The sequence below is a fragment of the Streptomyces sp. NPDC090445 genome (genome assembly GCF_044769385.1).
Taxonomy (GTDB): domain Bacteria; phylum Actinomycetota; class Actinomycetes; order Streptomycetales; family Streptomycetaceae; genus Streptomyces.
The window spans coordinates 94982-116105 of record NZ_JBIVXV010000015.1 but is presented as its reverse complement, the minus strand read 5'-3'; the positions used below and the strand labels follow the sequence as shown (position 1 = coordinate 116105).

The 21124-nt window shown below is 74.3% G+C and carries 18 protein-coding genes; 7 read left to right on the top strand and 11 right to left on the bottom strand.

What is annotated here, in order from left to right:
• The first annotated feature begins 1 nt into the window (after position 1).
• Entirely contained in the window at positions 2-1414 is a 1413-nt protein-coding gene (locus ACIQUT_RS25595) for a cobyrinate a,c-diamide synthase (RefSeq protein ID WP_403566067.1), read from the top strand.
• A gap of 2 nt (positions 1415-1416) precedes the next feature.
• On the opposite strand, the gene ACIQUT_RS25590 is transcribed toward ACIQUT_RS25595, so the two are convergent.
• Positions 1417-2139: a ZIP family metal transporter gene (locus ACIQUT_RS25590; RefSeq protein WP_403565971.1), complete on the bottom strand. Its 723-nt coding sequence runs from the start codon at positions 2137-2139 to the stop codon at positions 1417-1419.
• 95 nt (positions 2140-2234) lie between these two features.
• Between ACIQUT_RS25590 and cobC the strand changes: the two genes are divergently transcribed.
• Together cobC and ACIQUT_RS25580 are read left to right on the top strand one after the other, a co-directional pair.
• Positions 2235-3656, top strand: coding sequence for an Rv2231c family pyridoxal phosphate-dependent protein CobC (gene cobC / locus ACIQUT_RS25585; RefSeq protein ID WP_403565969.1), 1422 nt, complete (start codon positions 2235-2237; stop codon positions 3654-3656).
• 272 nt (positions 3657-3928) lie between these two features.
• On the top strand, positions 3929-5185 hold the full coding sequence (locus ACIQUT_RS25580; RefSeq protein ID WP_403565967.1) for a CapA family protein: 1257 nt from the start codon (positions 3929-3931) through the stop codon (positions 5183-5185).
• Between the two features lie 68 nt (positions 5186-5253).
• On the opposite strand, the gene ACIQUT_RS25575 is transcribed toward ACIQUT_RS25580, so the two are convergent.
• The 9 genes from ACIQUT_RS25575 to ACIQUT_RS25535 all read right to left on the bottom strand — a co-directional run bounded on the left by ACIQUT_RS25575 (position 5254) and on the right by ACIQUT_RS25535 (position 15641).
• On the bottom strand, positions 5254-6204 hold the full coding sequence (locus ACIQUT_RS25575; RefSeq protein WP_403565965.1) for an SCO1860 family LAETG-anchored protein: 951 nt from the start codon (positions 6202-6204) through the stop codon (positions 5254-5256).
• Between the two features lie 358 nt (positions 6205-6562).
• Complete coding sequence (locus ACIQUT_RS25570) at positions 6563-7651, bottom strand: amidohydrolase family protein (protein WP_403565964.1); 1089 nt, start codon at positions 7649-7651, stop codon at positions 6563-6565.
• An 839-nt stretch (positions 7652-8490) separates the two neighbouring features.
• On the bottom strand, positions 8491-9198 hold the full coding sequence (locus ACIQUT_RS25565) for a DsbA family oxidoreductase (RefSeq protein ID WP_403565962.1): 708 nt from the start codon (positions 9196-9198) through the stop codon (positions 8491-8493).
• Positions 9199-9278: 80 nt separating this feature from the next.
• Complete coding sequence (locus tag ACIQUT_RS25560; RefSeq protein WP_403565960.1) at positions 9279-9770, bottom strand: GNAT family N-acetyltransferase; 492 nt, start codon at positions 9768-9770, stop codon at positions 9279-9281.
• A 62-nt stretch (positions 9771-9832) separates the two neighbouring features.
• Positions 9833-11281 (bottom strand): peptidoglycan D,D-transpeptidase FtsI family protein, encoded by a 1449-nt coding sequence (locus ACIQUT_RS25555; protein ID WP_403565959.1) that lies wholly within the window; start codon positions 11279-11281, stop codon positions 9833-9835.
• A 73-nt stretch (positions 11282-11354) separates the two neighbouring features.
• The gene (locus ACIQUT_RS25550; RefSeq protein WP_403565958.1) at positions 11355-12026 is read right to left on the bottom strand and encodes a response regulator; all 672 of its coding nucleotides are present in this window, start codon (positions 12024-12026) and stop codon (positions 11355-11357) included.
• Positions 12023-13423, bottom strand: a complete 1401-nt coding sequence (locus ACIQUT_RS25545; protein WP_403565957.1) for a sensor histidine kinase — start codon at positions 13421-13423, stop codon at positions 12023-12025. Before ACIQUT_RS25545 ends, ACIQUT_RS25550 begins: the two co-directional genes overlap by 4 nt.
• 158 nt (positions 13424-13581) lie before the next feature.
• A complete protein-coding gene (locus ACIQUT_RS25540) occupies positions 13582-14646 on the bottom strand; it encodes a hypothetical protein (protein WP_403565955.1) in 1065 nt (354 codons plus the stop codon).
• A 104-nt stretch (positions 14647-14750) separates the two neighbouring features.
• Entirely contained in the window at positions 14751-15641 is an 891-nt protein-coding gene (locus tag ACIQUT_RS25535; protein WP_403565954.1) for an IclR family transcriptional regulator, read from the bottom strand.
• A 147-nt stretch (positions 15642-15788) separates the two neighbouring features.
• Between ACIQUT_RS25535 and ACIQUT_RS25530 the strand changes: the two genes are divergently transcribed.
• From ACIQUT_RS25530 to ACIQUT_RS25515, 4 genes are all read left to right on the top strand, one after another.
• On the top strand, positions 15789-17330 hold the full coding sequence (locus ACIQUT_RS25530; protein ID WP_403565953.1) for an aldehyde dehydrogenase (NADP(+)): 1542 nt from the start codon (positions 15789-15791) through the stop codon (positions 17328-17330).
• A gap of 52 nt (positions 17331-17382) precedes the next feature.
• Positions 17383-17604 carry a hypothetical protein gene (locus ACIQUT_RS25525; protein ID WP_403565951.1) on the top strand — a complete coding sequence of 74 codons (222 nt, stop codon included), beginning with the start codon at positions 17383-17385 and terminating at the stop codon, positions 17602-17604.
• Positions 17605-17814: 210 nt separating this feature from the next.
• A complete protein-coding gene (locus ACIQUT_RS25520; protein WP_403565950.1) occupies positions 17815-19011 on the top strand; it encodes a TerD family protein in 1197 nt (398 codons plus the stop codon).
• 114 nt (positions 19012-19125) lie between these two features.
• Positions 19126-19311: a hypothetical protein gene (locus ACIQUT_RS25515; RefSeq protein WP_403565949.1), complete on the top strand. Its 186-nt coding sequence runs from the start codon at positions 19126-19128 to the stop codon at positions 19309-19311.
• Between the two features lie 84 nt (positions 19312-19395).
• Here ACIQUT_RS25515 and ACIQUT_RS25510 read toward each other — a convergent pair whose 3' ends face one another.
• The gene (locus tag ACIQUT_RS25510) at positions 19396-20838 is read right to left on the bottom strand and encodes an alkaline phosphatase PhoX (RefSeq protein ID WP_403565947.1); all 1443 of its coding nucleotides are present in this window, start codon (positions 20836-20838) and stop codon (positions 19396-19398) included.
• Between the last annotated feature and the right edge of the window lie 286 nt (positions 20839-21124).

The following is a 21124-nucleotide window of genomic DNA, read 5'->3' as shown; positions in this document are numbered from 1 at the left end:
GTTGTTCGGCGTCCCGCGCCTGGTGATCGCCGCGCCCTCGTCGGGCAGCGGCAAGACCACCGTGGCGACGGGCCTGATGGCGGCCTTCGCGGGGCGCGGCCTGGCCGTGTCCCCGCACAAGGCCGGCCCCGACTACATCGACCCCGGCTACCACGCCCTGGCCACGGGGCGGCCGGGGCGCAACCTGGACTCGTTCATGTGCGGGCCGGAGCTGGTGGCTCCGCTGTTCGCGCACGGGGCGGCGGGCTGCGACCTCGCGATCGTCGAGGGCGTGATGGGGCTGTACGACGGGGCGGCGGGCCGCGGTGAGCTGGCGTCGACGGCGCAGGTCGCGAAGCTGCTGCGGGCGCCGGTGGTGCTCGTGGTCGACGCCTCCTCGCAGTCGCGGTCGGTGGCGGCGCTGGTGCACGGGTTCGCGTCGTTCGACCCGCAGGTGCGGCTCGGCGGGGTGATCCTGAACAAGGTCGGGTCCGACCGGCACGAGGCGATGCTGCGGGAGGCGCTGGAGGAGGCGGGCACCCCGGTGCTGGGCGTCCTGCGGCGGGCGCCGCAGGTTTCGGCGCCGTCGCGGCACCTGGGGCTGGTGCCGGTGGCCGAGCGCCGCGCGGACGCGGTGGCCTCGGTGGCGGCGCTGGCGGAGCAGGTCCGGGCCGGCTGCGACCTGGAGGCGCTGCTGGCGCTGGCCCGGTCGGCGCCCGCGCTGGACTGCACCGCCTGGTCGCCGGAGCGGGCCCTGGCCGGGGCCGGTGCCCACGGGCGGGCCGGGGCCCCGGCCGACGGGCCTGCCCCGGGCCCGGGTGCGGGGCGGCGGCCCGTGGTCGCCGTTGCCGGTGGGGCGGCGTTCACGTTCTCGTACGCCGAGCACGCCGAGCTGCTCGCCGCGGCCGGCGCCGAAGTGGTCCCCTTCGACCCGCTGCGCGACGAGCAGTTGCCCGAGCGCACCGCGGGCCTGGTGATCGGCGGCGGCTTCCCGGAGGTGTACGCCCCGGAGCTCTCCGCGAACGAGCCGCTCCGCAAGGCCGTCGCGGACTTCGCGGCGGCGGGCGGGCCGATCGCCGCCGAGTGCGCGGGGCTGCTGTACCTGGCGCGGAGCCTCGACGGGAAGCCCATGTGCGGGGTGCTGGACGCCGACGCGCGGATGTCGGAGCGCCTGACCCTCGGCTACCGGGAGGCGGTGGCCGTGTCGGACAGCTCCCTCGCGGCGGCCGGAACCCGGCTGCGCGGCCACGAGTTCCACCGCACGGTGGTCGATCCGGGTGCCGGAGAGGCCCCCGCCTGGGGGTTCACGCATCCGGAGCGGCGTGTCGAGGGGTTCGTCCGGCAGGGCGTGCACGCCAGCTACCTGCACACCCACTGGGCGGCGGAGCCCTCCGTCGCCCGCCGTTTCACCGGAGCGGCGGCGGCCCGCCCGTGAGCTCATTCCGCCAGGCCCACCACGAGCCAGATCCCGGCCACCCCGCCCACCGTGCACAGCAGGGTGGACAGGGCGGGGTGCTCGTGGTGTGCCTCGGGCAGGATCTCGGCGGCCGCGAGGTAGAGCAGGGCCCCGCCGAAGAAGCCGAGGTACGCCCCGAGCGGTTCCTCCGGAAGGGTGAACAGCAGAGTGGACGCCGCGCCCACCACCGGGGCGGCGGCGTCCGCCAGCAGCATCAGCTGGGCGCGGCGGCGGGCGTTCCCGTACACGCGGGTGAGGGTGTACGTGTTGAAGCCGTCGGCGAAGTCGTGGGTGACGACGGCCAGTGCCACGGCCGCCCCCATCCCCCCGCCGACCTGGAAGGCCGCGCCCAGCGCCACCCCGTCGGCGAGGCTGTGGAGGACCATCGCCGCGGCCGCCGTGAGGCCGACCTGCGGGACGCGTCCGTTCTCGGCGCCGTGTGCCGCGTGGCGTACGGCGAGCAGCCGCTCCCCGACGTGCGCGGTGAGGAAGCCGGCCACGAAGAGCAGCAGGGCGAGCGGGACCCCGAACACCGGGCGGCCGGCGGCCTGCAGCGATTCGGGCAGCAGGTCGAGGCCGACCACGCCGAGCATCAGCCCGCCGGCCAGGCCCAGGACGAGGTGGCGGCGGTCGTTGACGCGCTGCGCCGTCCACCCGCCCGCGAGGGTCATCAGGAACGCGCCCAGCGCCACGATCACGGCCATGTGCCCCTGAATACCGACTGCGGGCCGCGCGTGCACATCCGCGCGCGGGCCGCGGGCGACGCACCATTGACGACTACGGAGGGGGCTTGATCCCGGTGGGTGACTACGCGACGCAGCTGGTGGTCGGGGTCGGCGGACGGGCCGGGGTGTCCGTGGCCGAGGTGTGCGCCCTGGTCGAGGAGACGCTGCGCGGGGCCGGGCTGTCCGCGGGCGCGGTGAAGGCGCTGGCCACGGTGGAGTCGAAGGCGTGCGAGGCGGGGATCGCGGGCGCGGCGGAACGTTTCGGCGTGCCGCTGCTCAGCTACCCGGCCGAGCAGCTGGCCGGCATCGGCGTGCCGCACCCCTCGGAAGCGGCGCGCGAAGCCGCCGGGACCTCCTCGGTGGCGGAGGCCGCCGCGCTCGCGACCGGCGGCGAACTCCTCGTCCCGAAGCGGCGGTCGGTGGCCGCGACGTGCGCGGTGGCCACGGCGCAGGCGCACGACCTGCGGCACCACGGGGACGCGGAGGTGCGGGGCGACGGCGCGTCGCTGGTGGACCTCGCGGTGAACGTACGGGCGCACATGCCCCCGGCCTGGCTCAAGCAGCGCATCGCGGCTTCGCTGGACGCCCTCTCCGCGTACCCCGACGCCCGCGCGGCCCGCGCGGCCGTGGCGGAGCGGCACGGGCTGCCGGTCGGGCGGGTGCTGTTGACCGCGGGGGCCGCGGAGGCGTTCGTGCTCATCGCGCGGGCCCTGGACGCCGAGTGCCCGGTGGTGGTGCACCCGCAGTTCACGGAGCCGGAGGCGGCCCTGCGGGACGCGGGGCACCAGGTGGAGCGGGTGGTGCTGCGGGCGGCGGACGGGTTCCGGCTGGACCCGTCGGCGGTGCCGGAGGAGGCGGACCTGGTGGTGGTCGGCAATCCGACCAACCCGACGTCGGTCCTGCACCCGGCGGCGACCCTGGCCGCGCTGGCCCGGCCGGGCCGGATCCTCGTCGTGGACGAGGCGTTCATGGACGCCGTCCCGGGCGAGCGGGAGGCACTGGCCGGGCGGACGGACATCCCGGGCCTGGTGGTGCTGCGGAGCCTGACGAAGACGTGGGGGCTGGCGGGGCTGCGGATCGGCTACGTGCTGGCCGAGCCGGAGGTGATCGCGAAGCTGGAGGCCGCGCAGCCGCTGTGGCCGGTGTCGACGCCGGCCCTGGTGGCGGCCGAGGCCTGTGTGACGCCGGAGGCGCTGGCGGAGGCGGAGGCCGCGGCCCGGCAGATCGCGGTGGACCGGGCCCATCTGCTGGCCGGGCTCGCCGAGTTCGACGAGATCACGGTGTCGGGGGTGGCGGAGGGCCCGTTCGTGCTGATCCGCGTGCCGGGGGCGGCGGAGGTCCGCGCCCGCCTGCGGAACCTCGGCTTCGCGGTCCGCCGCGGGGACACCTTCCCGGGCCTGGACAACTCCTGGCTCCGGCTGGCGGTGCGCGACCGGGCGACGACGGGCCGCCTGCTGCAGGCCCTGGACCACGCGCTCACCCTGACGGCCCGCTGAGCCCCACCCGTACGGCTGCCGAGCCCCAGCCGTACGGCCGCCGAGCTCACCCGTACGGCCCGGTGAGGGCCCAGTGAGGGCCCAGTGAGCCGCGCCGTGAGCCGCCCCGCCGCGGCCCGCCCGCGGCACCGGAGGCCCGCCGGCGACCCAAGGGGCCTGTTCAGGCCTCTGACCTGCGGTGAAGCGGAATCCGGCGGCCGGGCACCATTGGCGGTACGGGGCCGTGTGGGTGATGATCTGCGCATCGGCACGGAGTCACGGGGGGATCCGCAATGAAGGCAGCCGCCAAGGCAGGCGTGGCAGTGGCAGGACTGGCAGTGGTGGGCGGCGCGGTGTTCGCCGTCCCCGCCCTGCTCGACCGGGGCGGGGAGGACGGCGGCGCGTCCGGTGAGCAGCGGCTCGCCGGCGGCAAGGCCGGCCAGGGCAACGGGAAGGGCAAGGGCCAGGCGGGGCCTGCCGCGCCGGCCGACGCGCGCCCGTTCACACTGCTCGCGACAGGCGACACCATCCCGTACCCGTCGATCATCCAGCAGGCGGCGGACGATGCGAAGGGCAGCGGCCAGAGCCACGACTTCCGGAAGATACTCGACGGGGTCAAGCCCCTGGTGGCCGCGGCCGACCTGGCGATATGCCACCACGAGATACCGTACGGCCGGCCCGGCGGCCCCTACACCGGGTACCCGGCCTTCAAGGCCCCGCACCAGCTGGCCGACGCGCTGAAGGACGCCGGCTACGACAGCTGCTCGACGGGCTCGAACCACACGCTGGACGACGGCTACGACGGTGTCGTCCGCACCCTCGAACACCTCGACCGGGTCGGCATCAAGCACGTCGGCTCGGCCCGCAGCGCCGAGGAGGCCAAGGCCCCGGCGGTGCTCTCCGCGGGCGGCGCCAAGGTCGCCCAGCTGGACTACACGTACGGCACGAACGGCATCCCGGTCCCGTCCGGCAAGCCGTGGGCCGTCAACCTCCTCGACCAGAACCGGATCATCGCCGACGCGCGGGCGGCGCGGGCGGCCGGGGCGCACGTGGTCGTCCTCAGCATCCACTGGGGCACCGAGTGGCAGACGGCGCCCGACCAGCAGCAGCGCGATCTGGCGCAGGCCCTGACCGCCTCGCGCGGTCCGGACGGCCTCCCCGACATCGATCTGATCCTCGGCACGCACAACCACGTGCCGCAGCCCTACGAGAAGATCAACGGGACGTGGGTGGTCTTCGGCATGGGCGACCAGATCGCCAGCTTCTACGAGCCCGAGAAGCTGCGCGGCAACATGTCGTCGATCCCCCGGTTCACCTTCGCCCCGTCGGCCGCGCACCCGGGCCGGTGGGAGGTGGCCAAGGCCGAGTACCTCACCCAGTTCTCGGACCGGGGCGGTCCGTTCCGCGTCGTGTGCACCTCCTGCGCCGCCGACGGCGGCGGGGCCGGCGGGGCCAAGCGGTCGGAGTACGCCGCGGTCGACAAGCAGATCAGCGAGGCCGTGCTGTCGCGCGGGGCCGACAAGCAGGGCCTGCAGCACGCGACGCGCTGAGCCGGCCCGCCCCCTCCAGCCGGGCCGGGTCCGCCTCGCCGCGTGCTGCGGTGGTGCCGCGCCCGGTGCTACCGGGTGCGGCTGCGCCGGGTCACGACGAGCGCGACCGCTCCGAGGCCGAGCAGGGCCAGTGCTCCGCCGGCGACGTACGGGGTGAGCGAACCGGCGCCGGTCTCGGCCAGGTTGGCGTCCGCGGTGATGCTCGACCCGGTGCCCGAGGCGCCGGTCTGCGGCTTGATGTCGGGCCGGCCGCCCGTGTCGGCGGCGGGCTCGGTGCCGGGGCCGGCGGAGGGGGGCGGCCCGGCCGGGGACTCGCAGCGCGACTCCGCGAGGACGATCTCGCCGTCGACCTGTGCCACGTTCAGGTTCAGCGGGTTCACCGACACCTTGAGGCGGAGCGCGGCCGCGGCGGCGGTGGTGGAGGTGGTCTCCTTGGCGGAGAGCTCCAGGTCGACCAGGCCGACCCCCGGGATCTCCACCTTGGTCGGGCCGCCGGCGGTGAGGGTGACCTTCTTGCCGAGCACGGTGGCCGCGCCGAGCACGTTGGCGTCGGCCTGCGGCTTCTTCCCGGCCTCGCACACGGCCTTGGAGGTGACCTTCTCCACCTCGATCAGGGAGAGCGCGGGCAGCCCGGGGACGTGCACCCTGGCGTGGGCCAGAGTGGCCTCGGCGACGGCGCGCTGCTTGTCCGCGGTGGCCTTGGAGGTGGCCACGTCGGCGCGGAGCACGCTGACCGGCTTTCCTCCCTCGGCGCCGTCCACGGCGACGGCGAGGGCGGTCTTCTCGGCGGTCGCCGGGGCGCTGACCTCGTTCAGGGTGGTCTTCAGCGGGACGTGCACGGCCTTGTTGAGCAGGCCCACGTCCAGTCCGGCGCGCAGCACGACGGCGGCGGCCTTGCCCTCGCCCCCGCCCGCGCCGGAGCCGCCGCCCGTAGCGGCGGCGGGCGGGGCGGTGAGCAGGGCGACCGCTCCCGCGGCGAGCAGGACGGCCGCGGGCGTGCGGAAGGTGTTGCGGTTCACGTGGGAAACCCCCAGGGAGACGGGAGCCGCCGCGCGCCAATGGGGGACATCGCGCCCGGACGGCCTACTACCCCCGGAATCTTTTACGCACGGAGAGTGAAGGGACAGCCACCTGAGGTGAGTTCATCCCAACGGGTGGTTTCCATGCACGTATTCGATTAGCTGCGCCCCACAAGGAACGGGAGTTCATTTCCGCCACACGCAGACGCGGGTCACCCCCGCGCCGAAGCCCCGGCGGACCCTCTACAACGACCGCCGAGCCACCCGGGTCACGCGACGTCAACCACGACGTCAACCGTGCGGTCAACCCGCGAGGTCAACCGATGGCGCCGACCGGGGACGCACCGCCGTGCCCCGCTCAGGCGCGGACCGTACCGTTCACGACCACCCGCAGCGGCTGCGCCAGCGCCCGTACGTCCGCCCGCGGGTCGGTGCCGTACACCACGAGGTCGGCGGGCGCGCCCTCGGTGAGCCCCGGCCGGCCGAGCCACTCGCGCGCCGCCCACGCCGTCGCCGACAGGGCGTCCAGGGGCGGGATCCCGGCCCGCACCAGCTCCGAGACCTCGTCCGCGACCAGGCCGTGCGGGAGGGAGCCGCCCGCGTCCGTGCCGACGTACACCGCGATGCCCGCGTCCCAGGCCGCACGCACGGTGTCGTACCGGCGCTCGTGCAGCCGCCGCATGTGCGCCGACCAGCGGGGGAACTTGGCCTCGCCGCCCGCCGCCAGCTTCGGGAAGGTGGCGATGTTGACCAGGGTCGGGACGATCGCGACCCCGCGCTCCGCGAACAGCGGGATCGTGTCCTCGGTGAGCCCCGTGGCGTGCTCGATGCAGTCGATGCCCGCCTCGACCAGGTCGCGCAGCGAGTCCTCCGCGAAGCAGTGCGCGGTGACCCGGGCGCCCAGCCGGTGCGCCTCGGCGATGGCCGCCTCCACCTCGGCACGCGGCCAGCAGGCCGTCAGGTCACCGGCATCGCGGTCGATCCAGTCCCCGACCAGCTTCACCCAGCCGTCGCCGCGCCGCGCCTCGCGGCCGACGTACGCGACGAGGTCGGCGGGCTCGATCTCGTGGGCGTAGTTGCGGATGTAGCGGCGGGTGCGGGCGATGTGCCGGCCCGCCCGGATGATCTTCGGCAGGTCGTCCCGGTCGTCGATCCAGCGCGTGTCGGAGGGCGAACCGGCGTCGCGGACGAGCAGGGTGCCGGCGTCGCGGTCGGTCAGCGCCTGCCGTTCGGCGGTCTCCGCGTCGACCGGGCCGTGGGCGTCCAGCCCCACGTGGCAGTGCGCATCGACCAGGCCCGGCAGGACCCAGCCCGACACCGTGGTCGTCTCACGGGCGCCGGCCGGGCGCTCGTAGGAGATCCGGCCGCCGACCACCCAGAGCTCGTCGCGCACGTCGTCGGGTCCGACGAGCACCCGCCCCTTCACATGCAGCACGTCATCGGTCATGCCCGCACTGTACGTGCGCACCCGACAGCCCCATCCGGCACCCCGAACGAACCGACCGCCACCGTGCCTGCGGACACGCCACCACGCGACTCGCGCTCACGGTTCACCTCAGGCCCATGAGCCGCCCGGCGGCCGCCCCGGGCAGCCGGCTCGGAGCACCCGGGCACGGGGGATCCGCGCAGCCCCAGGGGTCACACATGTGCATCGATCAATGAAATTTCTCTCTATTCGCTCTACCTGCGCCACCCCGCGCTATGTGGTGAGCCACGAACGCCACCCCCTACACATGGGGGCGACAGCCACTCCGACCGGTAGGAGAGACGGTGCCCAATCCGCGTGCCCAAGAGCCCCCTTCGGCTCCACAGGTCGATATTCGCTGTGGGTCCATGCGCATCACGATCCAGCGCGTTCCGGGTTGGCTGATCACTGCCATAACAACCGCCGCGGGAGCCGGAATTACCTGGTGGACGAGCCGCTAGCCGACAGGTGGGGTGCCGCGGGGGACACGCCCTCGAACTCGGTGCCCGCCTTGAGCCCGTGGCAGTCGTGGCACAGGACCTGAACGTTGCCGTCAACGCCATCGCCCATGGGGCGACGGCCGCAGGCTGACCCCCGGCCCGCATCCCGGCGGGGACTGCCACGCGGAACCGGCCCGAGTCGGCCCGGCGCGGCAGGTCGGCCGGCCGAGCGGGCGGGCGGTCTGACAAGCAGGCGAGCAGCAGGCCGACCGGTCAAGCACTTGGCGCCGACCGGCCAGACCGGCGCCAAGCCGCGGCCGAACGGGGCGGCGCACGATCGCGGCCGGGCCGGGTCCGGTGGCCGCGGCGAGCCGGGGGTGGTTATGGCTGGGGGACGGTGCAGGCGCCTTCCGGGGTGCAGGCGTCGGCCGTCGGGGTCGGCTCGGCAGGCTCCTGGTCGGCCCAGGCCTGCTCCAGGGCGCGGGTGAACACCTCGGCCGGCTGGCCGCCGGAGATCCCGTAGCGGCGGTCCAGGACGAAGAACGGCACGGCGTTGGCGCCGAGTTCGGCCGCCTCCCGCTCGTCCGCCCGCACCTGCGCGGCGTACGCGGAGTCGTCCGCGAGGACGGCGCGGACCTCGGCCTCCTCCAGTCCGGCTTCGACGCCGAGCGCGAGCAGCACCTCGGGGTCGAAGACGGACCGCTCCTCGGCGAAGTTCGCGCGGAAGGCCAGGTCGAGCAGCTCCTCCTGGCGGCCGCGGGCGGCGGCCAGGTGCAGCAGCCGGTGGATGTCGAACGTGTTGCCGTGGTCGCGGCCCTCGGTGCGGTACTCCAGCCCCTCGGCGCGGGCGGTCGCCGCGACGTGCTCCTCCATGCCGCGCGCCTCGTCGAGGGTGCGGCCGTACTTCTTGGCGAGCATCTCCACGACGGGCGCGGTGGCACCCTTGGCGCTGTTCGGGTCGAGCTCGAAGGACCGGAAGACGACCTCGACCTCGTCGCGGTGCGCGAACCCGGCCAGCCCCTTGGCGAAGCGGGCCTTGCCGATGTAGCACCACGGGCAGGCGATGTCGCTCCAGATCTCGACGCGCATGTTCCTTCTTCTCTCGGTTCAGGTGGACGCCCCGGCGGAGAGCCGAGGCGGTTTCACGTTCAACCACCGCCCGGAGCGTCTCATTCCCCGGACAGGGCTCCGACCTCCAGCACGAGCGTGAGGTGCGTGCCGGAGCGGGGGACGGCAGGGTCCTGGCGCCAGCCGTGGCGGGCGTAGAAGGCCTGGGCGCGGAGGTTGTGCTCGTACACCTCCAGCCGGACCCGGTCGACGCCGGCGGCGCGCCAGGCGTCGAGGCAGGCGGTGTGCAGGGCGGCGCCGATGCCGCGCCGCCAGAGCGCCGGGTCGACGTGGAGCTGGGTCAGGGTGGTCTCCCCCGCCCCGGTGCGGAAGGCGGCGACCCCGGCGAGCCGGCCGTCCTCCTCTGCGCACAGCACCCTCCCCTCGGCTTCGCTGCGGGCCACGGCACGGGACCAGCCCTCACGGGACGCCGCGAGTTCGGCTGCGCCCGCGTAGGCCTCCTCGGGGAGGCGGCCCCGGTAGTAGGTGGCACGGGCCCGGGTGTGGAGGGCGGCTATGGCATCGACGTCGGCGGCGTGCGCGGCTCTGATCATGGAGCGTGAAACGCGCCGGGAACCGTGTCGGTTCCCGGCGCGCGGGGGTGGTGCGGGGCCGGCTACTTCTTCAGCCAGGCGTCCATCATCTTCTGGGCGATGGGGGCGGCCAGCCGGCCGCCGCCGATCTCGGACCGGTCGGTGTCCGAGTTCTCGATCATCACGGCGACGGCGATCTGCTTGTCGCCCGCCTTGCCGTACGAGGTGAACCAGGCCAGCGGCGGCAGGCTGTTCTTCACACCGCGCTGGGCCGTGCCGGTCTTGCCGCCGACCTCGGCGCCCGACACCTGCGCGGGCTTGCCGCCGCCCTCGGCGACGACGGTCTTCATGGCGTCCCGCAGCATGGCGGCGGTCTTCGGGCTCATCGCCTGCTGGACCTTGGGGTTCTTGAAGCTCTCCAGCACGGTGCCGCCCGAGTCGGTGACCTCGGAGACCGAGTGCGGGGCGACGAGCTTGCCGTCGTTCTCGATCGCTGCGGTCACCATGGCCATCTGCAGCGGGGTGGCCTGCACGTCGAACTGGCCGATACCGGTGAGCGCGACCTGGTCGACGGACATCTTCTTCGACGGGTACTTGCTCGGCACCCGGGTCGTGACCGGGGTCTCGACGTTCGTGTTGAAGCCGAGCTTCTCGGCCATCGCGCGCATCTTGTCCTGGCCCAGCTTGGACGCGAGCTCGGCGAAGACGTTGTTGCAGGACAGCCGGAGCGCGGTGCGCGCCGAGGCGTTGTTGCAGGCTGCGGAGCCGGCCTCGCTGGGCAGCTGCGTCTTCGTCCCCGGGATGGTGTACGGGTCGGGGGTGCCGGTCGGCGTGTCCAGGTTCGTGACGAGCCCGTTCTCGATGGCCGCCGCCAGGGTGACCAGCTTGAAGGTGGAGCCGGGCGCCTGCGGCTTGCGCAGCGCCACGTTCTCCATGGCCTTGCCGTTGTCGGCGGACAGCTCCTTCCAGGCCTCGGTGTCGTTGGCACCGGAGATGCGGCCCGGGTCGAAGGAGGGGTTGTTCACGATGGCGAGGATCTCGCCGGTCGCGGGGTCGATCGCGACGGCGGAGCCCTGCTTGCCCTGCAGCGCGTCGTACGCGGCCTTCTGGACGCCCTTGTCGACGGTGGTCAGGACGTTGCCCGGTGAGGCCCGCTTGTTGGTGAGGAGGTCCATCACGGTCTTCAGACGGTCGTCCGAGCCGTTGAGGATCTTCTTGTACACGCCTTCGAGCATGCTCGTGCCGAACGCCTGCGAGCTGAAGCCGGTGAGCGGCGCGTACAGCGGGCCGTCGACGTAGGTCCGCTTGTACCCGAAGTCCTTGCCGCCCGTCTTGGCCGAGCCGGTGATCGCCTCCCCGCCCACGATGATGTTGCCCAGCGGGTTCTCGTACTGCCCGATGAGGTTCCGCCGGTTGTTCTCGTTGTCTGCGAGGGCCTGGCCTTGGTAGGCCTGCACCCAGGTGACCCGGAGAAGCAGGGCCAGCACGAGGAGCAGACAGAAGACCGACGCACGCCTGATCGTCTTGTTCATCTCCCGGAAGGACGTGCGAGGGCGTCCGGGCGTTCCGCCCTGTCCCGTTTGTGGCCGGGTTCTCAGCTTTTCCTCATGTTGCGGCCCCTCTGACGATGAAGCCGCCCTCGTAGGCGGCGATGACGGCCTGGGTGCGGTCGCGGGAACCGGTCTTGGACAGGACGGCGGCGACATGCGTCTTGACGGTCTGCGGGCCGACCCCGAGGCGTTCGCTCATCTCGTGGTTGGACAGCCCGGTGGCCATCAGGCGCAGGACGTCCGCCTCGCGGTCGGTGAGCCGGGCCACCCACGGGGCGGCGGCTCCGGGGGCGGCGGCCGCGTGGGAGGCGGCGAGGGCGCGGACGGCCGCCGGGAACAGCAGGGAGTCGCCCCGGGCCACCAGCCGGACCGCGCCGAGCAGCTCGTCCGGATCGGCTCGCTTGAGGAGGAAGCCGGCGGCGCCCGCGCGCAGCGCGTCGTAGACGTAGGAATCGTTCTCGAAGGTGGTCACGACCATGATCCGCGGCGGTTCGGGCAGGGTGGCGAGGATCTGCTCGGTGGCCTGGATCCCGTCGACACCGGGCATGCGGACGTCCATCAGCACCACGTCCGGGGCCAGTTCCCGCACCACGGAGACGGCCTCGGCGCCGGAGGCCGCCTCCCCGACGACCTCCAGGTCGGGTTCGGCGTCGATGATGACCCGCAGCGCGGTGCGGACCATCCGCTCGTCGTCGGCGAGCACGATGCGCAGCGGCGGCCGGCTCATCGCGAGCCCCCGCCGGAGCCCCGGCCGGAGCCCCCGCCGAGCGGGAGGACGGCGCGCAGCCGCCACAGCCCCTCGTGCGGGCCCGCCTCGACGCGGCCGCCCAGCAGGGCCGCCCGCTCGGCGGCGCCGCGCAGCCCGCGGCCCCCGGTGGTGCGCGGCGCGGGACCCTCGCCGCTGCCCGGTGGATTGGTCATGGTGATCTCCAGTTCGCGGTGTGCGCTGTGTTCGCGGAGTGCGCGGTGTGCGCGGTGTGCGCTGTCCTTGCCGGCCGATGCGTCGCCCGCGTCCCGCGCGTCCGTGACGGCGATGCGCAGCTCGACGGGTCCGGCGCCGTGCCGCAGTGCGTTGCTCAGGCCCTCCTGCACGATCCGGTACGCCTCGCGGGAGGCGATCGCCGGGAGCTGGGCCCAGTCCCCCACCGGTCCGGGATCCTGGCGGGCGGTGACGGTGGTGCCGGCGGCCCGGGTCCGGGCGAGCAGCCCGTCCAGGTCGGCGGCGAGGGTGGGGGCCGGCGCCGCGTCCGGCCGGGCCTGGTCCCCGTCCCGCAGCAGGCCCAGTACGGTGTCCAGCTCGCCCACCGTCCGCCGCGTGGTGTCCTCGATCGCCGCCAGCGCCTCCCGTACGAATGCGGGGTCGCTGTCGAGGACCCGCCGGGCGGCGACCGCCTGGAGGGTGACGGCGCTCAGGGCGTGCCCGACCGCGTCGTGCAGCTCCCGGGCGAGCCGGTTGCGCACGGCCAGGTCGGCGGCCCGCTCCTCGGCCGCGGCCAGCCGGTCCGCCGGCGTCGGCCCGAGCAGGACGGGGGCGAGCCGGGCCAGCAGCGCCCCGGCCCCGGCGGCGCACAGCACGAGCACCGCCAGCAGGCCGATCCCGAGGAACGGGGCGACGTACGGATCGGCGGCCGTGCTCAACCAGCCCGACCCGACCGGCATCTCCCGCAGTGCCGTCAGGAACGGCAGCAGGATCAGCACGACCGCCATGGGCGGCACCGCAAGGCTCATCCCGCTGACCAGCGCCCCGATCCCCAGGTGAAGAGACCACCAGGCGGCGGTCCTCGCCCGGGCCGCCCAGGACCGGGCCGGCCCCTCGGCCAGCTGCTCCCCCGGCACCCCGCACAGCGCCCGAACCGCGACCACCGACATCTGCCGGACCAGCCCGAGGACACCGGTCGCCGCGGCCAGCGGCACCGAGACCCCGTACGCGATGAACGTCAGGGGCGTGGAGGCCAGCGCGTTCACCCCGCCGGCGAGGACACCGACGAACACCTGCGCCAGCAGGAAGTACGGCATCAGCAGCGCCCCGCCGAGGATCAGGTGCACCCAGCGCAGCCGCGCCCGCGACCCCAGCACCCGCCCCAGGCCGGCGGGTATCCCCACGGCCCACGCCCCCGTCCGCATCACTCCACCCCCTCGTTCCGCTTCCGCCCGCGCCCGGCTCCCTCCGGGCGCGCCCCCTCCGGTCCATCTTCTGCTCGGCCCGTACGTTCTCCGGCCCGTCCCCTCCATCGCTCGCGGCCGTTCCGGCGCTTGCCCCGCGGCCGTTCCCGGCGGTCGGCTCAGGCCGCGAGGCGTGACCGGGTGAACCGGGCCAGGACGGCCGCGGAGAGGCAGCCGGCAAGCACCTGGCCAGCGTAGGCCAGGAAGATCATCGGCGATATGTGCGCGGTGTCGCCGAACTCCAGACCGAGCATCGCCACGAGCATCCACAGCCCCCAGCCGAGCGTCGCCGACGACCCGACCCAGGCGAGGGCCAACGGCCACCGGGCGCGCAGCGCCCCGCCCCGGGCCAGCAACAGCGCCCCGGCGCCCGCCGCCAGCGCGCACAGCCCGTGGACCGCCGAGCCCACGCCGGTCTCCGCCGAGTACTGCGCCACCTGCTTGGCGTCCAGCCAGGCCGTACCGCCGAAGGCCCAGTACAGGTGTATCGCTGCCACCGCTGCGCCGACCGTGGCCGCGGCTCCCGCCACCACCCCCGTGGGCGACGGGAGCCGCGTGCCCAGCACGCCCTGCCGGCACCGCCCCCAGCGCTCGCGCGCATAGGGGACGAACAGCCCGGCCAGGGCGAGTCCTTGGATGATGAAGCCGCTGTAGACGACGGCGAAGACCCATTCGTCGAGGAACGGCTCGCGCCCGGCCTCCACCGCTTCACCGGCTCCCAAGCCCAGCGCCCTGACCGCGAGTTGGGCCGGGAAGGCGGTCATGATCGGGGTGAGCAGTCCGGTGGCCGTGAACACGGGGACGACCAGCAGCCACCCCGGCACCCGTCTGCCCCAGGGCCGGGTGAGCAGCAGCGCGAGCACGATCACACAGGCGTCCATCGCGATCGTGAAGGCGTTGGCCACGGCGGAGAACAGCCCGGGTTCCAGCAGCACGCTGCCGTCCGGTATGCCGATGCGGCTCCCCGCCAGCCATGCGCCCTTCAGGGCGATGTAGGGCACGGTGGCGATCATGGCGGCCGCCCGCAGGAACCTTTGCACCGGGGTCGCCGCACTCGTCAGAGTCGCCGGGTCCGCCGGGAGCGTCTCGTTCGGCGGGTCCGCCCTGGCCGGCGGGTCGGTCGTCGGCGGCGGGTCGGTCGTCATCGGCGGGTCGGTCGTGCGTCGCATCGCTCGTGTCGTCATGGCTCAACAGTCGCGCGCCCGTCGCCCCGCCACCTCCCCCGCGAAGGTGAACCGCCTCCCCCATGCGGGGGAGAGGCCCCTCCACCCCCGGCTCAGCCTCCGCCTCACATGCGCCGGGTCACCACCGACAGCCGGTCCCGGGCTGCGAACAGCGCTGCCTTGATCGCCTCCTCGTGGTCCGCCGTCAGCCGGGCCACCGGCACCGAGCAGCTCACCGCGTCCCGCGCCGGCGTCCGGTACGGCACGGCCACGCCGAAGCAGCGCAGCCCGAGCGTGTTCTCCTCCCGGTCCACCGCGTACCCCTGCTCCCGCACGGCCTCCAGCTCCTCGATGAGCTGCTCGCGGTCGGTGACGGTGTGCTCGGTGACCGCCTCCAGCCGCCGCGGCAGCAGCGTGCGCACCTCCTCGTCGGAGTGCGTGGCGAGCAGCGCCTTGCCCAGCGCGGTCGAGTGCACGGGCAGCCGCCGCCCGACCCGGGTGAACGGCCGCAGGTAGTGCTGGGACTGGCGGGTGGCCAGGTAGACGACGCTCCGCCCGTCCATCCGGGCCAGGTGAATCGTTTCGGTGGTGTCCTCGGAGAGCCGGTCCAAGGTGGGCCGGGCCGCGGCGACCACCTCGTCCCCGTCGATGTAGGAGCTGCCGACGAGCAGGGCCCGTACGCCGATGCCGTACCGGGTGCCCGTGGCGTCCGTCTCCACCCACCCCAGATTCACGAGCGTGCGCAGCAGCATGTAGAGGCTCGACTTGGGCAGGCCGAGGTCGTGCTGGATGTCGGCGAGGCTGTGCAGGCCGGGCCGCGCCGCGAAGTGCTCCAGCAACACGACCGTGCGGACGGCGGACTTCACGGCCGCCGGGGCCGCGCCCCCCGCCCCGGCGGACTCGTCGGGGCCGCCGCCCTCGCCGCCGCCCCAGCCCTCGCCCCCGCTCCCGCCCGGTGCCGCTGCCGCTGCCGCTGCCGCCGGATCCTCGAACTCGATGCGCTCACCTCTGGCCATTCGCCTTCCTGCCCCTCTTGTTCTCTTGTCACGCGAAAGACGCGGAAATAGAGTCCGGAACGGATGGAGATCATTCACCCATCGGAACGGCGTTCAGAATACTGAACGCCACGCATGGGGCGGCGTAGATCCAGGAGGCAGTGCGGCATGGCAGGGACACCAGTCTGGAGTGTGGACCCCCGCACCGGGAAGCAGCGGGCGCAGGTTGCGGCGGAAGCCGGCTCCCCCGAGGTCGACGAAGCCGTCCGGGCGGCCCACGCCGCCCGCCCGGCGCTCGCGGACCGCACCGCCCGCATCGCGTTCCTGCGCGCCGCCGCGGACCTGCTCGACGCCGCCGCGGACCAGGTCGTCGAGGCCGCCGACGCCGAGACCGCCCTCGGGCCGGGCCGGCTCACCGGCGAGCTCGCCCGTACCACCGGCCAGCTGCGCGCCTTCGCCGACGCCGTCGCCGACGGCGGCTACCTCGACATCCGGATCGACCGGCCGGACCCCTCCCTCACCCCGCCGCGCCCCGAACTGCGCCGCTACAAGGTGCCGCTCGGCGTCGTCGCCGTCTACGCCGCCTCCAACTTCCCGCTCGCGTTCTCGGTCCCCGGCGGGGACACCGCGAGCGCGCTGGCCGCCGGCTGCCCCGTGGTCGTCAAGGCGCACCCCGACCACCCGGCCACCTCCGAGCTGTGCGCCTCGCTGCTGCGCCGGGCGGCGGTGTCCGTCGGGCTGCCGGGTGAGGTGATCACCGTGCTCCACGGGTTCGACGCCGGCCTGGAACTGGTCCGCCACCCGCTCGTCACCGCCGCCGGGTTCACGGGCTCCCTCCGCGGCGGCCGGGCGCTCTTCGACGCGGCCGCCGCGCGCCCCGTCCCCATCCCCTTCCACGGGGAACTCGGCTCCCTCAACCCCGTCGTGGTCACTCCGGACGCCGCCGCCGAGCGCGCCGAGGAGATCGGCGCCGGGCTGGCGGGCTCGGTCACCCTCGGCGTCGGCCAGTTCTGCGTCAAGCCGGGCCTGGTCCTCGTCCCGGAGGGCGCGGCCGGGGACCGGCTCGCCGAGTCCCTCACCAAGGCGCTCGGCGAGACCGGTCCGGGCGTCCTGCTCGACCACCGGATGCGGGACAACTTCATCGCGGGGGTCGCCGAACGGGCGGCGCTGCCCGGCGTCACCGCGCCCGTCACACCGGGCCCCGCCGGGGAGCACACCGTCGGCGCGGGGTACCTGGCCGTGCCTGCCGCGAGCCTGCTGGCGGGCCCGGCGCACGAGGTGCTGCTGGAGGAGTGCTTCGGCCCGGTGACCGTCGTCGTCCGGTACGCCGACCAGGACGAGGCGGGGGCGGTGCTCGACCGGCTCCCCGGCAACCTGAGCGCCACCCTCCAGCTGTCCGCCGCCGAGGCGGAGGGCGCCCCCGGCCCGGCGGCGGAGCTGGTCTCCCGCATCACGGCGCTGGCCGGGCGGGTCGTGGTCAACGGCTGGCCCACCGGGGTCGCGGTGGCCCCGGCCCAGCACCACGGCGGCCCCTACCCGGCCGCGACCTCGCACTCCACGTCGGTCGGGGCCACCGCGATCGAACGCTGGCTGCGCCCGGTGGCCTACCAGTCGGTGCCGGAGCCGCTGCTTCCGGCAGAGCTGCGCGAGGCGAACCCGCTGGGCCTGCCGCGCCGCGTCACCGAAGCCGCGGACCGGGCCGGCCGCTGAGTCCGGCAAATTCCGTTGCCTGCCCCGCCCCGAGCGGGGCAGGCTGCGGCCCATGCCGAGACCGCACGGATTCACGTACGAGCGAAGAGGCGACGGAAGCGTCGTCATCACCCACCGGGGCCGGGCCGCGGGAACCTTGCGCGGGGCCCGCGCCGAGAAGTTCCTGGCCGAGGTGGAGGCCGGCGACGCGCAGCTCGTGATGGCCCGCTGGACGGGCGCGTACAAGTTCGGGAACGAGCGCGCGGCCAAGAACCACCCCCGCAACCGCCGCTGACGCCTCCGCCGACACCGCCCGCACCGCAGCCACCCCGGCACCGCCCGCACCGCAGACGCCCCGGCACCGCAGCCACCCCGGCACGGCAGACACCTCAGCACCGCCCGCACCGCACACGCCCCGGCACCCCGGCCGCCCGCCTGTCCCCCAACCGGCCCCTCCGCTCGGCCCCGGGGGGAACGGCACGGCACCCCCGGTCGTTCTCCGGGCATGACCGCTATGACCCCTGGTTCCAACCTGCCGCTCAATGCCGTCCGGGTGACGGTGGACGTGGCTGCCCCGGTGCGGCTCGACGTGTCGGGGCTCCTCCTCGCGGCCGACGGCAAGGTGCGCTCCGACGCCGACTTCATCTTCTACAACCAGCCCTCCGGGCCCGGTGTCAGCCACCGCTCCGGCGGCGGTACGGCCCCCGACTCCATCACCGTGGACACCGGCGGGCTGCCGCCCGGCATCGAGCGGATCGTGGTCACGGCCAGCCCCGACGCGGCGGGGCAGACCTTCCAGGGCATCGAGCCCACCGCCACCGTGCGGCACGCGGACACCGGCGCGGTGATCGCCACGTTCACCCCGCCGCAGCTGGGCACGGAGACGGCGCTCGTGGTCGTCGAGGTCTACCAGCGGGGCGGTGTGTGGAAGGTGCGCGCGGTCGGCCAGGGGTACGCGAACGGCCTCGCCGGCATCGCCACCGACTTCGGGGTCTCGGTGGACGAGGAACCGGCCCCGGCACCCGCGGCCGCCCCGCACACCCCCGCCGCCCCGGTCTCCCCGCCGGCTCCGCCCGCCACACCCGCCACACCCGCCGCGCCCGCAGCCGCTCCGGCCGGCACCGGGAAGATCAACCTCGACAAGGGCCGGGTCAGCCTCCAGAAGAACCAGACGGTGTCCCTCGTCAAGAACGGCAGCCCGCTGCTCTCCCAGGTGAAGATGGGCCTCGGCTGGGAACCGGCCTTCCGCGGCCGGGACATCGACCTCGACGCGTCCGTCATCGCGTACGGCCCGCAGCGCAACCACATCGACAGCTGCTACTTCAGCAGACTGTCCATCCTGGGCGGCGCCATCCGGCATTCGGGTGACAACCTCACCGGCGAGGGTGCCGGGGACGACGAGGAGATCGTCGTGGACCTCGGCCGGCTGCCCGCCGAGGCGACGGGCCTGGTCTTCACCGTGAACTCCTTCTCCGGCCAGAAGTTCACCGAGGTCGCCAAGGCCTACTGCCGCCTGATCGACGCGGCGAGCGGCGAGGAGCTCGTCCGCTTCGACCTCACCGGTGCCGAGCCGCAGACCGGGGTGATGATGGCGAAACTGGTCCGGCAATTCTCGGGCGAATGGGAGATGACGGCCATCGGGGAGTTTGTGAAGTCCCGCACAGTGCGCGGCATGGTGAAGCCCGGCGCCGAGACACTCTGAGCAGGTGGGCGGGCACATGGGGCGACCACCGGCGGTCCCGGCCGCCGGCGAAGGTGATGGATTACACCCTTAAACCGGCAGTGACGGTCCGTGTCCGCCCGTAGCCTGGAAACCATGTACAGCACACTCAGGCCCGCGGGTCCCGCCCGCCCGTCCGCCGCAGAGGCGAACGAGGCGATACGGCACCTCGTCGAGACCCGGGTGGATGACGAATGGCCCTCAGCGGCGTACGAGTTCCTGCTCGAACAATGGGCCAGCGCCAGCCGCGCCGAACCCGTCGAGGTCGCCGCCGCCCCGTGAGGGCGGCGGCGCAGCCGTGCCCGCACAGCGGGTACGGACACGGCAACGGCGGCAGCCGCAACAGCACTAGCAACAACGGAAGGGTCAGCGCGGTGTGCGCCGCCACGGCCCGGTGACGGCCAGCATGATGCCCGGTTCCTGGATGCAGGCGAACAGCGTGCGCCCGTCGGGCGAGAAGCAGACACCCGCGAACTCCGAGTACTCCGGCTCCTCCGCGGTGCCGATGTTCAGCTCGTTGCGGGCCAGCGGGTAGGTGCGTCCCGACTCGGTGGCGCCGAACAGGTGCTGGAGGCCCTCGCCGTCCTCCGCGATGACCAGCCCGCCGTACGGGGAGACCGTGATGTTGTCGGGGCCGTCGTCGGCCGCGCCCCCGGCCGGGTCCGGGTTCACTCCGAGCAGCACCTTCAGCGTGATCGTGCGCCGTTTGGGGTCGTAGAACCACACCTGGCCGTCGTGCGCGGCGCCCGGGCTCTCCTCACGCGCGTACGAGGAGACGAAGAAGGCGCCGCCGTCGGCCCACCACATGCCCTCCAGCTTGCGCGCCCGGGTCACCGCGCCGTCCCCGAACTGCTTGCGCACCGGCACCGTCTGCGCGTCGCGGTCCGGTACGGCCACCCAGTCGACGCCGTAGACCGTGCCGGTCTTCGTCGCCCGCGACAGGTCGTCGACGAACCGGCCGCCGCTGTCGAAGCACTTGGCGACCGCGAGCACCCCGGCGTCGGCCGCGAGCGTACGGAGCCTGCCGCGCCCGTGGCGGAAGCCGCTCGGCGGGGTCCAGCGGTAGAGCAGCCCGCTGGGGCCGGAGGCGTCCTCGGTCAGGTAGGCGTGGCCGAGGCGGGGGTCGATGACGACGGCCTCGTGCGCGAACCGGCCCAGGGCCTTGACCGGCTGCGGCGCGCGGTTGGCGCGGCGGTCGTGCGGGTCGACCTCGAACACGTAGCCGTGGTCCTTGGTCATCCCGTTCTTGCCGGCCCGGTCCTCGGTCTCCTCGCAGGTGAGCCAGGTGCCCCAAGGGGTGGCGCCGCCGGCGCAGTTGGTCGACGTACCGGCGATGCCGACCCATTCGGCGACCTCTCCGCCGCGCCGGACCTCGACGACCGTGCAGCCGCCGGCCGCGGCCGGATCGTAGACGAGGCCCTCGGCGAGCGGCACGGGGTGGGCCCAGTCGGCGCGCTTGCCCTTGAGCTCGTGGTTGTTGACGAGGAGGGTGACTCCGCGGTGGCCCTCGAAGGCGGCCGTGCCGTCGTGCTTCTGCGGGGTGGACTCGCCGGATTCGAGGCGGGTGACGCCGCTGCGGGTGAGGACGCGGTACCGGAAGCCGGCGGGGAGGGCGAGGATTCCGGCCGGGTCGGACAGGAGCGGGCCGTAGCCGGGCTCGCAGGGCCGGCCGTGCTCGTCGCGGTGCGCGCTGTCGTCGGCCGCCAGCGCCCCCGGGGCGGTGGCGAGGGCGCCGACCGTCCCGGTGAGCGCGACTCCCGCACCGGCGACGACGGTTCGGGCGGTGAATTCTCTACGGCTGAGCGGCATCGGGTCACTCCAGGGGGTGTGGGAGATGGTGCGCCTGTCGTTGTGAGCGGACGTCCCGCACGGCAGCCGGGGCTGCCGCGCGGCGCACACGCTCGCGCCCGCACGTGAACGGCGGCTGAATTACCCCCGGCGGCGAGCCGTCCGCTTGCCGCCCGGCCGTATTGACCGACACCCACTCAGGAACGGCTCGTTCCGCCCCCTCCACCCGCCCGCGCGCTCCACCCGCCCGCGCGCTCCACCCGCCGGCTCCCCTCCGCCCGCCTGCCCTCCCGCGCTTGTTGCCGGG